The organism is Pseudosulfitobacter sp. SM2401 (genome assembly GCF_042932805.1).
Classification (GTDB): domain Bacteria; phylum Pseudomonadota; class Alphaproteobacteria; order Rhodobacterales; family Rhodobacteraceae; genus Ascidiaceihabitans.
Window position 1 is genome coordinate 3,651,746 of sequence record NZ_CP170633.1, and the last position, 13,282, is coordinate 3,665,027.

General features: G+C 55.1%; 12 protein-coding genes. 11 read left to right on the forward strand and 1 reads right to left on the reverse strand.

The genetic code is table 11. The features are described 5' to 3' along the window. Positions 1-110 precede the first annotated feature (110 nt). The 3 genes from ACFIO0_RS17910 (at position 111) to ACFIO0_RS17920 (ending at position 3,073) form a co-directional block, all read left to right on the forward strand. Positions 111-998, forward strand: a complete 888-nt coding sequence (locus ACFIO0_RS17910; protein ID WP_390911758.1) for an NAD(P)-binding domain-containing protein — start codon at positions 111-113, stop codon at positions 996-998. Then, on the forward strand, positions 995-1,963 hold the full coding sequence (denD, locus tag ACFIO0_RS17915; RefSeq protein WP_390911759.1) for a D-erythronate dehydrogenase: 969 nt from the start codon (positions 995-997) through the stop codon (positions 1,961-1,963). Before ACFIO0_RS17910 ends, denD begins: the two co-directional genes overlap by 4 nt. Before the next feature lie 126 nt (positions 1,964-2,089). Further along, positions 2,090-3,073 (forward strand): hypothetical protein, encoded by a 984-nt coding sequence (locus ACFIO0_RS17920; RefSeq protein WP_390911760.1) that lies wholly within the window; start codon positions 2,090-2,092, stop codon positions 3,071-3,073. Positions 3,074-3,118: 45 nt separating this feature from the next. Here ACFIO0_RS17920 and ACFIO0_RS17925 read toward each other — a convergent pair whose 3' ends face one another. Continuing rightward, positions 3,119-3,769 carry an FCD domain-containing protein gene (locus tag ACFIO0_RS17925; protein WP_390911761.1) on the reverse strand — a complete coding sequence of 217 codons (651 nt, stop codon included), beginning with the start codon at positions 3,767-3,769 and terminating at the stop codon, positions 3,119-3,121. 203 nt (positions 3,770-3,972) lie between these two features. Here ACFIO0_RS17925 and ACFIO0_RS17930 point away from each other — a divergent pair, with 203 nt between their 5' ends. From ACFIO0_RS17930 to ACFIO0_RS17965, 8 genes are all read left to right on the forward strand, one after another. Further along, positions 3,973-4,995: a TRAP transporter substrate-binding protein DctP gene (locus ACFIO0_RS17930; protein ID WP_390911762.1), complete on the forward strand. Its 1,023-nt coding sequence runs from the start codon at positions 3,973-3,975 to the stop codon at positions 4,993-4,995. An 81-nt stretch (positions 4,996-5,076) separates the two neighbouring features. Then, complete coding sequence (locus tag ACFIO0_RS17935; RefSeq protein WP_390911763.1) at positions 5,077-6,246, forward strand: enolase C-terminal domain-like protein; 1,170 nt, start codon at positions 5,077-5,079, stop codon at positions 6,244-6,246. Positions 6,247-6,266: 20 nt separating this feature from the next. Next, a complete protein-coding gene (locus tag ACFIO0_RS17940; RefSeq protein ID WP_390911764.1) occupies positions 6,267-7,121 on the forward strand; it encodes a TRAP transporter small permease subunit in 855 nt (284 codons plus the stop codon). Continuing rightward, a complete protein-coding gene (locus ACFIO0_RS17945; protein ID WP_390911765.1) occupies positions 7,121-8,926 on the forward strand; it encodes a TRAP transporter large permease subunit in 1,806 nt (601 codons plus the stop codon). The genes ACFIO0_RS17940 and ACFIO0_RS17945 overlap by 1 nt, the downstream gene beginning before the upstream one ends. Then, positions 8,926-9,873, forward strand: coding sequence for a phytanoyl-CoA dioxygenase family protein (locus ACFIO0_RS17950; protein WP_390911766.1), 948 nt, complete (start codon positions 8,926-8,928; stop codon positions 9,871-9,873). Before ACFIO0_RS17945 ends, ACFIO0_RS17950 begins: the two co-directional genes overlap by 1 nt. Before the next feature lie 15 nt (positions 9,874-9,888). After that, positions 9,889-11,388 carry a UxaA family hydrolase gene (locus ACFIO0_RS17955; protein WP_390911767.1) on the forward strand — a complete coding sequence of 500 codons (1,500 nt, stop codon included), beginning with the start codon at positions 9,889-9,891 and terminating at the stop codon, positions 11,386-11,388. Further along, entirely contained in the window at positions 11,385-12,353 is a 969-nt protein-coding gene (locus ACFIO0_RS17960; protein WP_390911768.1) for a Gfo/Idh/MocA family oxidoreductase, read from the forward strand. Before ACFIO0_RS17955 ends, ACFIO0_RS17960 begins: the two co-directional genes overlap by 4 nt. Before the next feature lie 39 nt (positions 12,354-12,392). Then, positions 12,393-13,280, forward strand: coding sequence for an NAD(P)-binding domain-containing protein (locus tag ACFIO0_RS17965; RefSeq protein ID WP_390911769.1), 888 nt, complete (start codon positions 12,393-12,395; stop codon positions 13,278-13,280). The last annotated feature ends 2 nt before the right edge of the window (positions 13,281-13,282 follow it).

Sequence of the window (13,282 nt, forward strand, 5' to 3'; positions counted from 1 at the left end):
GCGAAAAATAGCAGCCTATGGGCTGGCTCCTTCGCAGGTTTACGTTAGCGTATGTCAGACAAACGGCTTTGACTACAGGCTTTGATCAACTTCTCAGGATGGGCGCGAACATGGCGGATGCACGCAAGATCACATTGATAGGAACGGGCCTGATGGGCGTGCCGATGGCGCGAAACTTGATGGCCGCCGGGCATCAGATGACGGTGTGGAACCGCACCCGCGCACGGGCGGATAGGCTGGTGGCGGATGGTGCAATTTGGGCGACAACTCCGGCGGATGCGATTGCTGGAACAGAGGTGATTATCACCATGCTGTCCGACGGTTTTGCGACGGCTGATTTGATTGCAGATCCGTCGGTGCGCGATGCGTTGCAGGCGGGCATGATTTGGCTGGATATGTCCAGCGCCAAGCCTGAACATGCCCGCGCGCAATGCGCAGATTTAGCGACCCTTGGTGTCGCGCATCTGGACGCACCAGTGTCGGGTGGAACCAAGGGCGCCGAAGGGGCAAGCCTTGCGATTATGGCCGGCGGTTCCGCTGAGACGTTCGAATTGGCAAAGCCGGTATTTGAGGCCATGGGACGCCCCGTGCATGTCGGTCCGTCTGGCGCTGGGCAGCTGTCGAAACTTGCCAATCAGACCATCGTTGCCGTAACCATCGGGGCCGTTGCCGAGGCTATGTTGTTGGTGGAACAAGGCGGCGCTGATCCCGCCGCAGTGCGCGCCGCGCTAAAAGGTGGTTTTGCTGACAGCGTGATTTTGCAACAGCACGGAGAACGGATGACGACTGGTAATTTTGACCCCGGCGGGTTGTCAAAATTCCAACTTAAAGACCTTGAAAACACGCTGGCCGAAGCAAACGCGTTGGGCTTGTCGTTGCCATCTACGCAAGCGGTCCGGGATCGGTTTGAACACTTTATCGAAGAAATGGATGGTGCGGATCGTGATCATTCTGGACTGTATCTGGAACTGAAAAAACGCAATGGGATGACAACATGACCAAAATTCTGATCCTTGGCGGCGGCGGTATGATTGGCCAAAAGCTGGCGCGCCGTATTTCTGAAAACGACATTTTTCCAGCAGTCGATCTGACGCTGTTCGACATTGCGTTTCCGCCGGATGGCGTACCTGCAAAACGTGTGACCGGCAGCGTGTCTGACCCTGCAACGGCGCAAAGTTTAGCAGCCACCCGCCCGGACGTGATTTTTCATCTTGCGGCGATTGTGTCGGGTCAAGCCGAGGCGGAATTCGATCTGGGTTGGGACGTCAACATGATGTCGATGTGGCATTTGTTGAAGGCGCTAAAGGACGAACATGACGGGTCCGGTGGCACCTATCGCCCGCGTTTGGTGTTCACGTCATCCATCGCTGTTTTTGGCGGTCCGTATCCCGATAAGATCGACGATGAATTTCTATCCGCACCCCAGACCAGTTACGGCGCCCAAAAGGCGGCCTGCGAATTGATGGTCAGTGATTTTAGTCGCAAGGGGTTCATCGACGGATTGTCCCTAAGGCTACCGACAATTTGTGTGCGACCGGGCAAGGCGAATGCGGCGGCGTCTTCTTTCTTTTCGGGGATCATTCGGGAACCGCTGAATGGTGTCGAAGCAATTTTGCCGGTCGCGGACACCGTGCGTCATTGGCATGCAAGTCCGCGCACGGCGGCTACGTTTTTGACCCACGCAGCGACACTGGATACCGCAAAGCTAGAGGGTCGGCGCGCGCTGAATTTGCCCGGTTTCAGCTGCACCGTCGCCGAGCAGATCGAGGCAATGCGACGTTTGGCAGGGCAAAGTGCCGTTGATCTGATTAAGCCCCAACCTGACGAGACGATCATGAAAATCGTCGAAGGCTGGCCGCGTAATTTTGACCCGCAGCGCGCAATTTCGCTGGGTTTTGTCGCCGAGCAAAGCTTTGATGAGATTATCGAGGTCTACATGCAGGACGATCTGGGTCAGAGCTAACGTCAGAATTAAAACTGGACGATTTCTACTTTAAGGGGCAAGCTTTGGAGGCGGTTCGTATTTTCGGACGCGCTTTCGATCCATTTCTGATTCTTAGACATTTATTTAAAGCAAAGGACATTTGTTATGCCTGATCAAACTCCTCCAATTCCGGCCGGCTGGGTCGGTGGTTTTGAGCAATCCAATCCAGATTTCGCTTATCCTGATCCAAATCTGACCTCGCTCGATATGCTCGGCAACTTGGACAACATCGACAAATTGCAGCGCCAACAGGCCGTGTTGTGGCCTGAATTTAGCTGGGAAACCGAACCGGGCGCGGCGGATCCCAAGCGCGCCTATCAGATGTTTGCCCCCGATATTTCGCGGCTTGGCTACACGGATGAAGGGCGCGTTTATTCGATCATCTGCCCGCAACAGGGCGTGTGTTCGCCGGCAATCGGTTGTCTGAACGTCGAAGTGACGGTGACGGGCCAGCGCGGTTGGGCCAACGAAACCGACCGTACATTGGCCGCCGACATGGAAGTGACCGGCAAAATTTGGTTCAGCCCAAGCGCCAAGCAAAAGACGTTGTACAAGGTGTTTTGGGAAATCTTCAAGCACTCAAGTCACCCGTTTCCGTCCAGCAAAGAGCACGCGATCGAAGTCACGACGTTTCGTCCCGGTCAGCCTGATCAGCCGATCTTTCCATTGCTCAAAGGGCAAAGCAAAACGTTCCCGATCCCTGATTTTGCCAAACACGAGGACGACGGTGCGTGGTCTGTCGGCAATCTGGCTGTCGAAATTGGTCCGATCAAACCGACGGGTGATAGCACAGTCGACAAGTTCAACGAGTTGGTTCTGGAGGTATTCAACCTCGGCGCTGGCAACATGTTGAAACAAGGCAATACGCTGACGTGGAATGTTTGGTTCAATCAGCCGGGACTGGTCGATCAAGAGGAATGGGCGGCGCATGCAGAAAAATGGCGCCAGTCCATTGATGCGGATCACGGCAGCCCTGATGGCGAAGGCACCGAGGCGCGCTATTTTGATGGCTCGCCGTTTAGTGTTGTGCAGTCGCTAGAAGACCAAGAGATCAAGAAAATTACTAGCTTTATCAAAAGCCATTTGTGACAAAACGCGTGGCCAGCGCAATTTTCTGTCCGGCCACGCAATTGACTACGCCAGCAACGTGTCACCCGTCAGATGCCGCGCCAAATGGTCGTGAATTTTCTGGCGGGTAAGGGTTTCGTCCCCGGCTAGCGCTGCCGTCATGATCTCAAAATGGTGTTCGATGTTTTCCGAGATGAAGCTAAAGTTTCGATCCGCGACCATCAGCTGTTGGCGGAAACGGGCGTAGACCAGGCTATGCATTTCCTTCAGCGTTTCGGACTGGCAGGCTGAAATCAGGGTCTGGTGGAATTCTTGTTCGGACGCGAACCACAGGCCGACAAGGGGCTCTTGATCATCGGTGGCATGAATGCGTTTTTCGATGTGACTTAGCTGGTGGTGGGCGGCCGTTAGGCGGGCTTCCCACGCCACGCCGCCATTGCGAATGGACAAAACTGTGCCTTCGCCTTCGAGCAGCACGCGCATGTGCGTCAGCTCAATCAGCAGAGCCGGTTGACGTTCAGGAACTCGAAAACCACGCTGTTCTTGGAAATTGACCAGACCGACGGTAGACAGGCGAAACAACGCTTCGCGCACGGTGCTGGCCGAGCAACCCAGTTCGTTTCGCAAGTATTCTGCGCGCAGTTTTGTGCCATGCAGAAACCCGTTCGAAATCAGGCGGTGCCGCAAGGCTTCGTAAATGTCTTTGTCTTGGGTCATGATTGGCTATGCGTCCATTGCAGATTTTAGCTGCCGCTGTATATCACAATAATTTTGAAATTATACTAAAATCTCAAAATTATTGAAAATTTACTATTTTTCTTGTGAGACTCGAATTCCCAACATAACCTTGGGTCAGCGTATCACGGACGGAGCCAATGGCTTCGCGAAACTTTGCAACGCTTCACGTCTGGGAGGACAATATGAAATTTATGAAAACAGCGGCTACAGTTGCCGTCGCTGCGGCAATGGCTGCAACAGGTGCGATGGCCGATGGTCACGCCACAACGAAACTGCGGATCCAAACACACTTTTCCCCTGAAACATTGTCGGGTCAGTTGGCTGCGAAATACGTCAATGACATCCAAGAGATGTCTAACGGCGAAATTCAGATCGAAATGTTCTATTCCTCTTCCGTCGTGAAATCGGTTGAAACGTTTGACGCAGCGGCCACAGGAATTCTGGACTGCGACATGACCGGCGGCGCGTATCAAACGGGTAAAAACCCGGCGTTCCAATTTGCGGGTGACTTGATGGGTGGTTATCAGAACCCGTATCAGCAGATGGCTTGGTTGCTGCATGGCGATGGCCGCGCAGCACTGAACGGCTTGTACAATGGCTATGACATGGAATTCATTGGTTGGTGGATCCCGGGCCCGGAATCACTGGCGTCGACCAAACCGATCCGCTCTGTTGGTGACTTCAAAGACTGGAAGTTCCGCTCTCCCCCCGGCCTTGCGACAAAAGTATTCGCAAACCTTGGCGCCTCGCCAATCGTTATGGATTTCAACGAAATCTTTACAGCGCTTGAAACCGGCATCATCGACGGCGCCGACGCGGCAAACCTGACCAACAACGTCGGCTTGGGTCTGTATGACATCGCAGAGCACACCAACTTTCCTGGTTTCCACTCTATGCCAGCGGATCACCTCGCGTGCCGCAAAGACATCTGGGATGCGATGCCTGCGCACCACCGCAAAATCATGGAAGTCGCGATGGACAGCCTCGCGTTGCACAACGCAACCAAGAACGAAGTCCAAAATGCGCAGACAGCCAAAGACCTGCGCGCCAAGGGTGTAAACCTGTACGAATGGACACCTGAAGATCTGCAAGTTTACCGTGACGCAGTTCAAAAAGGCTGGACAGAGTTTGCAACCACACCCGAAGCCAAAGCGCTTTTGGAAAGCCACATCGCGTTCCTGAAAGACATGGGCGCAATGAAATAAGTCCTCTCTTGGACATTTGAACATCGCGGCAGGGCTTTGCAAAAGGCCCTGCCGTTTCTTCCTCACACATCTGAAAACCCAATGAAAATCACCCGCATCACCAGCCATGTATTGCAGTACGACATGCCCGAGCAGTTGGGCTATTCGCAGCAGTACTATGCGCAACGCACGGCCCATTTGGTCGAGGTCGAAACCGATGAGGGCATCACCGGGTGGGGTGAATGTTTTGGTCCAGGCAACATTGCGCTGGCCAACAAAAACATCGTCGAAAAGGTGATCCAACCGATGGTCTTGGGGTTAGACCCGATGGACCGCGATGTGATTTGGCACAAAGTTTACAATCTGATGCGTGATCACGGCCAAAAGGGGATGCCGCTGCAATCCTTGTCCGGTGTTGATATCGCGCTGTGGGACATTGCGGGCAAGGTCACGCGCCAGCCCATTCACAAACTGATCGGTGGTGCGCATCGCACGTCGGTGCCCTGTTATGGCTACGGTATGATGCTGCGGGATGAACCGGTCGAGGCGCTGGCCACCCGGTTTGTAGATGAGGCCGCCGCGATCAAAGATGCGGGATTTGTCGCGACCAAGATGAAGGTTGGGTTCGGTCCCAAACCTGACGTCGCCCTGTGCGAGGCTGTGCGCCGCGGCATCGGTGACGATTTCAAATTCATGGTCGACGCCAACCACGCCTACACCACGTCGGATGCGTTCTATGTGGGGCGGGCGTTAGAAGAGCTCGACGCTTACTGGTTCGAAGAGCCCATCGCGCCCGAAGACCTAGACGGCTACCGCGAATTGCGCGCCGGTCTCAAGGTTAACATTTCTGGCGGCGAGGCTGAATTTAACCGCTGGGGCTGGCGGGCGATCCTGGAAAATCGTGGACTGGACATCGCGCAGCCAGAGGTTTGCGCGCTGGGTGGCATCAGCGAATACCTGCGCGTGCTCGCCCTGTGTCACGCCCATTTCACGCCTGTCATCAATCATGTTTGGGGCAGTGCTATTGCTGTCGCAACAAACCTGCAATTGCTGGGTGCAATGCCGCCCTTGCCCGGTGGTCTGCACCCTTGGGAACCGATGTTGGAATTCGACACAACCGACAACAAATTCCGCGATGAATTGCTGCAAGAACCGCTCGATATCCAAGCCCAAGTCAAAGCCAACAATGGCCGCGTCGCCGTACCAACCGCCCCCGGAATCGGGGTCGAACCGGACCGCGCCTTTATCAAACACTACACCTGGGACGCCTAAGCCCTAAGGAAGGGGACACCATGTCGCAAAAATCTGGATCGCTTTGGGAATGGGTCATACCGATGACCTTTTTCGTCTGTGTCTCGTGGGTGGTTTGGCAACTGCCTGCCTTCATTCTGGACTGGATTCCGCCGGCCAGTGAATCGCTTTATGGGCAGGTCGAGGCGATCTTTATGCGCTCGGATATTATCGCCTTATCCCCGATTTTCAACAAACATATCGACATCGTTGATCTGATCGCTTTGGTGATGATCCCGGTGACGTTGATCTTGGGTATTCGCACCGTGCGCCGCGCGTCATTAGAGAACGAAAACTTCAAAGCCATCGACAAAATCGCGATGTTCCTCGGGCGCGTGACGATGATGATGATTGTGACCCTAACATGCGTCATGCTGTACGAAGTGTTCGTGCGCTACGTGGTTGAACGCCCCACACTTTGGGCCAATGAAACCACCCTTTGGTTGGCAAGCTTCGTGTTTCTGCTGGCCGGTCTGTACGCCATGCAACAGCGCAGCCATATCCGTATTGTGCTGCTGTATGATGCTGTGCCGCGCAACGTGCAGCGGGCGTTTGATGTGATCTCGACCTTGCTGATAATTCTGTTTGCTGCGGCGACTGTGTTTGGCAGTTACAAATACGTTTTCTACAACAAGCTCTACAAATGGGAGCTGTACGGATCGGCCTTTAACCCGCCGATTCCGGCGACGTTGCAGCCGATGGTTTTGATCGTCATCACGCTGGTTGCCATTCAATCGGTCATCAATTTGATCAATGACTGGAACGCCGATCCGGCAAGCCTGCGCACCCCCGAAGTTGACGAAGACGAAATCGAAGCGATCAAACGGTCCCTTGGCCAAGATGTGGAGTCTAAATAATGGATATCGGCACAATTTCACTGATCGTAATGCTGGCGCTGATTGCGCTTTTGGCGATTGGTATGCCGCTGGGTTTTGCCTCTGCTGTGTTGGCCGTCGCCGTTTTGGTGATGAAATTTGAACCTGCGTTAATCACGAATCCGATGTCGTTCGGTGATGGGATGCTTACGGGGCGGCCGGGGACGGGCGCGCTAAACCTGATGCAGAATAAAATATATGGGCTTTTGACGGACTATGTCCTGATATCGATCCCGTTGTTCATTTTTATGGCGTCGCTGCTGGAACGATCCGGCGTGGCGAAAACCATGTACGATTCACTGTCGATGTGGCTGAACCGAACCCGTGGTGGCATTGCGATTGTGACGTCGATCATGGCGGTGATCATGGCAGCGATGTCGGGGATCATCGGTGGTGAAGTAGTGTTGCTGGGTCTGATTGCCTTGCCGCAGATGCTACGGCTTGGGTATAATCAGAACCTTGCGATCGGGACGATTTGCGCCTCGGGCAGCTTGGGCACGATGATCCCGCCATCCATTGTTTTAATCATCTACGGGTTGATCACTGAAACCTCGATCAAGGCGCTGTTCACCGCATCGTTTGTCCCGGGCTTTATGCTGGCCAGTTTCATTATCATCTACATTATTGTGCGCACGCAGATCCGACCCCAAGACGCGCCTCTGCCTGATCCGGTACCCGGTGACCCGGTTGGGCGTGAAAAGGCGGGCTTGTTTTTTGCATTCCTGAACGTGCTGCTGATTGCAGGCGCGGTGGTGTTGTTCGTTCGTGCGGGGTTCATCGAATTCTCGGGGCAGAATGCGGCCAACGATGGTGACCCTTACGCATTGGCATCGATCGGCGCGATGATGAAATTGGGCTTGGTCATTGCGGCAGCTTTGGGCGTTGCGTTCTTTGCATTTGGCAAGGAACGATCCGCGCGCGGCTGGAAATTGGGCAAAGGTTTGGTTCCTCCAATCATCGTGATTGGCGTCGTTCTTGGGTCTATTTACGGTGGTATCACGGGCATTACCGAAGCCGCCGGAATGGGCGCGTTGGCGGTATTCCTGATTGCGGTTTTGCTGCACTACACGACCGAAGAATGGGTGGCGTTGGCCCGCAGTCGGGCCGCACGTATCGCGATGATTGCAGGGGCTGTGTTGGTGGTTGCAATCATCGCACCGATGATCTTGATCCCGAATTCGGAGCTAAAGGGCGAGATGCGGTTTATGATCATCTCTATCGCGATTTTCACTGCAATCCTGCGTATCGAAGACATGCGTGATCTGCTGTGGGATGCCTTACTGCGCACGATGAAATCCACAGGCACTATCATCTGGGTGACCATCGGTGCGGCGACGTTGGCGGGGGCCTATACCGTCGCTGGCGGGCCTGACTACATCGCGAACCTTATCATCGGGGCGGAGCTGCCGACGATGGGTATTATCCTCGCGATGATGCTGATCTTGTTGTTCATGGGCGCGTTCATGGATTGGGTTGGCATCGTGCTGCTGATCATCCCTGTGTTCTTACCGATTGTGCGCCGCTTGCCGATTGATGAAATTGGGTATTTTGGCGAATTGGAACCCAAAAACGTTGCGATCTGGTTTGGCGTCGTCTTCTGTATGAACATGCAGGTTAGTTTCCTATCGCCTCCGTTCGGTCCGGCCGCGTTCTATCTAAAATCGGTGGCCCCACCGCACATCAGCCTGACAGATATCTTCAAAGGGTTCCTGCCGTTTATTGGTATCCAACTCTGCGCGCTGACAGTCCTTTTGATCTGGCCATCAATCGTCGAAGTGTTGCTGTGATGTTGATACCTGAACAAATCGCGCAGTTCGAAAGCCAAGGGTATTTGGTTGTGCCTGATGTATTGCCTTTTGCCGTGCTTGAAAACGTACGAACCGAGTACAGCGCATTGATGGACCGGTTGTATGCGGGTTGGCATGCAGAGGGTCGCGTGCCACCGCCGACGGGTCTCGATTTCTGGGGCAAGTTGCTAGAGGCGTACAAGGCCAAATGCGACTATTTTCAGTCAATGGATATCTCGCTGCCGGGTGACCAGATCACAGCGGACACGCCGTTTCATTTTGGTCCGGCGGTGTTCGACATGCTGACGGCGCCGTCTTTGCTGGATATGGTGGAGCAGCTTTTGGGCGGCGAGTTGACCAGCAATCCGATCCAACATGTGCGCATAAAACCACCCGTTACTGCGCTAAAATCCGATGAAATTCGCGCACACATCGCGGCAACTGATTGGCATCAAGATCGCGCAGTCGCGCTGGCGGATGCAGACGACACGCAGATGGTTACGGTGTGGTTGGCGATCACGGATGCGACAGTCGAAAACGGTTGCTTGCAGGTTCAGGCCAAGACGCCAGACCAAACGATGCTGCCGCATTGTCCGCGCACGCAAACGGGCATAGCCGAAGGGTTCGTGGACGAGGCAAATGGCATCCCGCTGCCCGTCAAAGCAGGGGGCGCTGTGTTCTTTCATCCGCTCACGCCGCACGGATCGTTGTCAAACCAGACGGAAAAATTTCGCTGGTCTTTTGACATTCGATTTAACGTGACAGGCCAGCCCACAGGCCGCAGTCACTTCCCTGAATTTGTCGCCCGTTCACGCGGCAATCCCGAAACCGAACTGCGCGACTGGGTCGAATGGAAAACAATGTGGGAAGACGCCCGCGCGCATCTTTCCAATGCCCCACATACCGATATTCACCGCTGGTCATCCGACGCGCCCTTCTGCGCTTAAACCGAAAGTAAGCTCATGGATTTTGTTCGTCTTGATCGCGCCGATAACGTGGTCACAGCCACGCGCCCGCTAGAGGGTGGCGTTGCGATTGAAAGCACCAAAACCCGCGCGTTGATCCCGTCTGGTCACAAGGTGGCGGTGGTCGATATTGCGTCCGGTACTCCGGTGCGCAAATACGCGCAATTGATAGGCTATGCGTCGACGGATATCGCGGCAGGTGATCACGTGCACACGCATAATGTGGAATTCCGCAATACGGACATGGCCTATGAATTTTCGACCGATTTACGCCCGGTGACACCAACCAGTGGTGATACGTTCATGGGCTACCGACGTGAAAACGGCCGCGTTGGCACGCGCAATTACATCGCAATTGTGACGTCGGTGAATTGCTCTGCGACCGCCGCGCGGATGATTGCGGATCACTTTACCCCCGACGTTTTGGCCGACTATCCCAACGTGGACGGGGTCGCAGCATTTGTGCACGGCACAGGGTGCGGCATGGCAGATAACGGCGACGGTTTTGAGGCCTTGCAGCGCGTCATGTGGGGCTATGCGAAACATCCAAATCACGCGGGCGTCTTGATGGTTGGTCTGGGCTGCGAGATGAACCAGATCGATTGGCTGCTTGAGGCATATGGTCTGAAACAGGGCCCGCTGTTTCACACTATGAACATTCAAAACGTTGCCGGTTTGCGGCGCACGGTTGAACTCGGGATCAAAAAGGTCGCGGCGATGCTGCCTTTGGCAAACCTTGCAACCCGCACCGAGTGCCCCGCATCCGAGCTGATGGTCGCGCTGCAATGTGGTGGATCGGATGCGTGGTCTGGCGTTACGGCGAACCCGGCGCTGGGCTACGCTTGTGATTTGCTGGCGGCCCAAGGTGGAACTGGTGTGCTGGCCGAAACCCCCGAGATTTACGGTGCCGAACATCTGCTGACCCGCCGTGCGATTGACCGCAGCACAGGCGACAAACTGATCGGCCTGATTGACTGGTGGCAGGACTACACGACGCGCAACAATGGTTCGATGGACAACAACCCGTCACCCGGAAACAAAAAGGGTGGTTTGACCACGATCCTCGAAAAATCTTTGGGGGCCGCGGCCAAGGGCGGCACGTCGCCGTTGATGGGCGTCTACAAATACGCAGAACCTGTGACAGCGCGCGGTTTCACCTTTATGGACAGCCCCGGCTACGATCCGGCGTCTGTCACGGGGCAGATCGCATCGGGCTGTAACTTGGTGTGTTTCACGACTGGGCGGGGGTCTGCATTCGGGTCCAAACCGGCCCCGACAATCAAGGTCGCGACGAATTCCGAGATGGCAAAACGCATGTCCGAGGACATGGACGTAGACGCAGGCACGATCCTGACCCAAGGCGTAAGTGTCGAGGAAAAGGGACGTGAAATTTACGAAATGTTCCTGAGCGTTGCCTCTGGTGAGGTCAGCAAATCCGAAGCTCAGGGCCTTGGCGATTACGAATTCGTCCCATGGCAAATCGGAGCCGTGATGTGAAACGGATCTTGGTTGTTGGTGGCGGGCTAATTGGCATCCGCCATGTCGAGGCCGTGCAGGCGCACGCCGGTTGTGTCTTGGTCGGTTTGGTCGATCCGGATGCGTCGATGGGTGCCGATTTTGCGGACATGAAGGATGTGGTCGAACCAGTGGACGGTGTGATCATTGCGACACCAACGCATCTGCACAGTGCGCACGGAATTCAAGCGGCGCAACGCGGTTGGCATTTGCTGATCGAAAAACCGGTGGCGGATGATTTGCAAGGCGCGCGCCGTTTGGAAACAGCCGTGACGCACGCCAAAATCGGTTCGCTTGTTGGTCATCATCGCCGTTATCACGCGCCCGTTCAGCAGCTAAAGCAGGTGATCGCAGAGGGCATGATCGGCACGGTTGTCGCCGCGAATGTCATCTGGGCCATGCGCAAACCGGACGACTATTTTGAGGGCAATTGGCGCACGGCTGGTGGCAGTCCTGTGATGATCAACCTTGTGCACGACATTGATATTTTGCGGTTTGTGATTGGCGAAATTTCCAATACGGCGTCGATCCGCGGCAAAGGTCTGCGGGGCAAGGATCGCATCGAAAGCGGCGCAGTTGCGCTGGCGTTTGAAAATGGTGCAACGGGTACGATCAGCTTTGCCGACAATGCGGCCACGCCTTGGGGGTTTGAGGCAGGTACAGGTGAAAACCCGAACATCGGAACCACGCATCAGGACATGATGTGGATAATGGGGACTAGGGGCGCGATCAGCTTTCCGTCGATGACGGTTTGGTCCGGTCAGCACTGGGGAAATGCCGCGCAGGTGCGCCCGATTTTGGTTGCTAAAAACAGCGTGCCGCCTTTGACCGCGCAGTTAGATCATTTCATCGACGTGATGAACGGTGCGCCGCCTCTGATTGATGTTGCTGATGCGACGCGCACGTTGGAAATCGCTTTGAATATCGAAGAACAATTGTCGGCCTGAAACTGCGCCTCACAGACACTCACAAACAGGAGAATTCACATGAGCAAACCAACAATCGGATTTATCGGCCTTGGCCTAATGGGCGCTGCGATGGTCGGTCGTCTTCAGGATCTAGGTTATAGCCTGACCGTGATGGCCAACCGTTCGCGCCCGAATGTGGATGCTGCGATCGCCCGTGGTGCCACCGAAGTTTCCACTGCACGCGACGTGGCCGCTGCCAGCGATGTGATCATGTTGTGCATGGACACCAGCGCCAGTGTCGAGGGTCGCATGCGCGGTGCGGACGGCGTTATTGCGGGCTTGAAACCTGGCGCAACGGTTGTGGATTTTGGCACGTCTTTGCCGGGATCAACGCGGGCGTTGGGCGTCGAAGTCGAAGCCGCTGGTGGTCACTATCTGGACGCCCCATTGGGCCGCACGCCAGCACACGCAAAAGACGGTTTGCTGAACATCATGACGGCAGGTGACAAAGACGCTTTTGCCGCGGTTGAACCCGTGTTGAAAGACCTTGGTGAGAATGTCTTTCACCTTGGCGATTTGGGATCTGGCCATACAATCAAACTGATAAACAATTTCTTTGGAATGACCGTCGCAAATGCCATGTCCGAGGCGTTCGCGATGGCCGATGTTGCTGGCATTGATCGCGGCCAGATGTATGACGTGATGGCCGCCGGTCCGTTGCGGTCAGGCATGATGGATTTCGTCAAGGCGTACGGCGTCGACAAAGACCCGAGCATGCTGGAATTCGCGATCAAAAACGCTGCCAAAGACGTCGGGTACTACGCCCAAATGGCGAAAGACGCTGGCGTCGACAGCATCATGTCGCAAGGCCCGCTGACCGCGTTAGAGCAAGCTCGCGATTCAGGTCAAGGCGACGAAATGGTCAGCCAGATGGTTGATTTTTACGCCAAGCGGTTCGCCAAATAATC

Bases quoted from the DNA above. Each gene is read 5' to 3' on its own strand.
- ACFIO0_RS17910 (WP_390911758.1), top strand. From the start codon at position 111: ATGGCGGATGCACGCAAGATCACATTGATAGGAACGGGCCTGATGGGC.
- denD (WP_390911759.1), top strand. From the start codon at position 995: ATGACCAAAATTCTGATCCTTGGCGGCGGCGGTATGATTGGCCAAAAG.
- ACFIO0_RS17920 (WP_390911760.1), top strand. From the start codon at position 2,090: ATGCCTGATCAAACTCCTCCAATTCCGGCCGGCTGGGTCGGTGGTTTT.
- ACFIO0_RS17925 (WP_390911761.1), bottom strand. From the start codon at position 3,769: ATGACCCAAGACAAAGACATTTACGAAGCCTTGCGGCACCGCCTGATT.
- ACFIO0_RS17930 (WP_390911762.1), top strand. From the start codon at position 3,973: ATGAAATTTATGAAAACAGCGGCTACAGTTGCCGTCGCTGCGGCAATG.
- ACFIO0_RS17935 (WP_390911763.1), top strand. From the start codon at position 5,077: ATGAAAATCACCCGCATCACCAGCCATGTATTGCAGTACGACATGCCC.
- ACFIO0_RS17940 (WP_390911764.1), top strand. From the start codon at position 6,267: ATGTCGCAAAAATCTGGATCGCTTTGGGAATGGGTCATACCGATGACC.
- ACFIO0_RS17945 (WP_390911765.1), top strand. From the start codon at position 7,121: ATGGATATCGGCACAATTTCACTGATCGTAATGCTGGCGCTGATTGCG.
- ACFIO0_RS17950 (WP_390911766.1), top strand. From the start codon at position 8,926: ATGTTGATACCTGAACAAATCGCGCAGTTCGAAAGCCAAGGGTATTTG.
- ACFIO0_RS17955 (WP_390911767.1), top strand. From the start codon at position 9,889: ATGGATTTTGTTCGTCTTGATCGCGCCGATAACGTGGTCACAGCCACG.
- ACFIO0_RS17965 (WP_390911769.1), top strand. From the start codon at position 12,393: ATGAGCAAACCAACAATCGGATTTATCGGCCTTGGCCTAATGGGCGCT.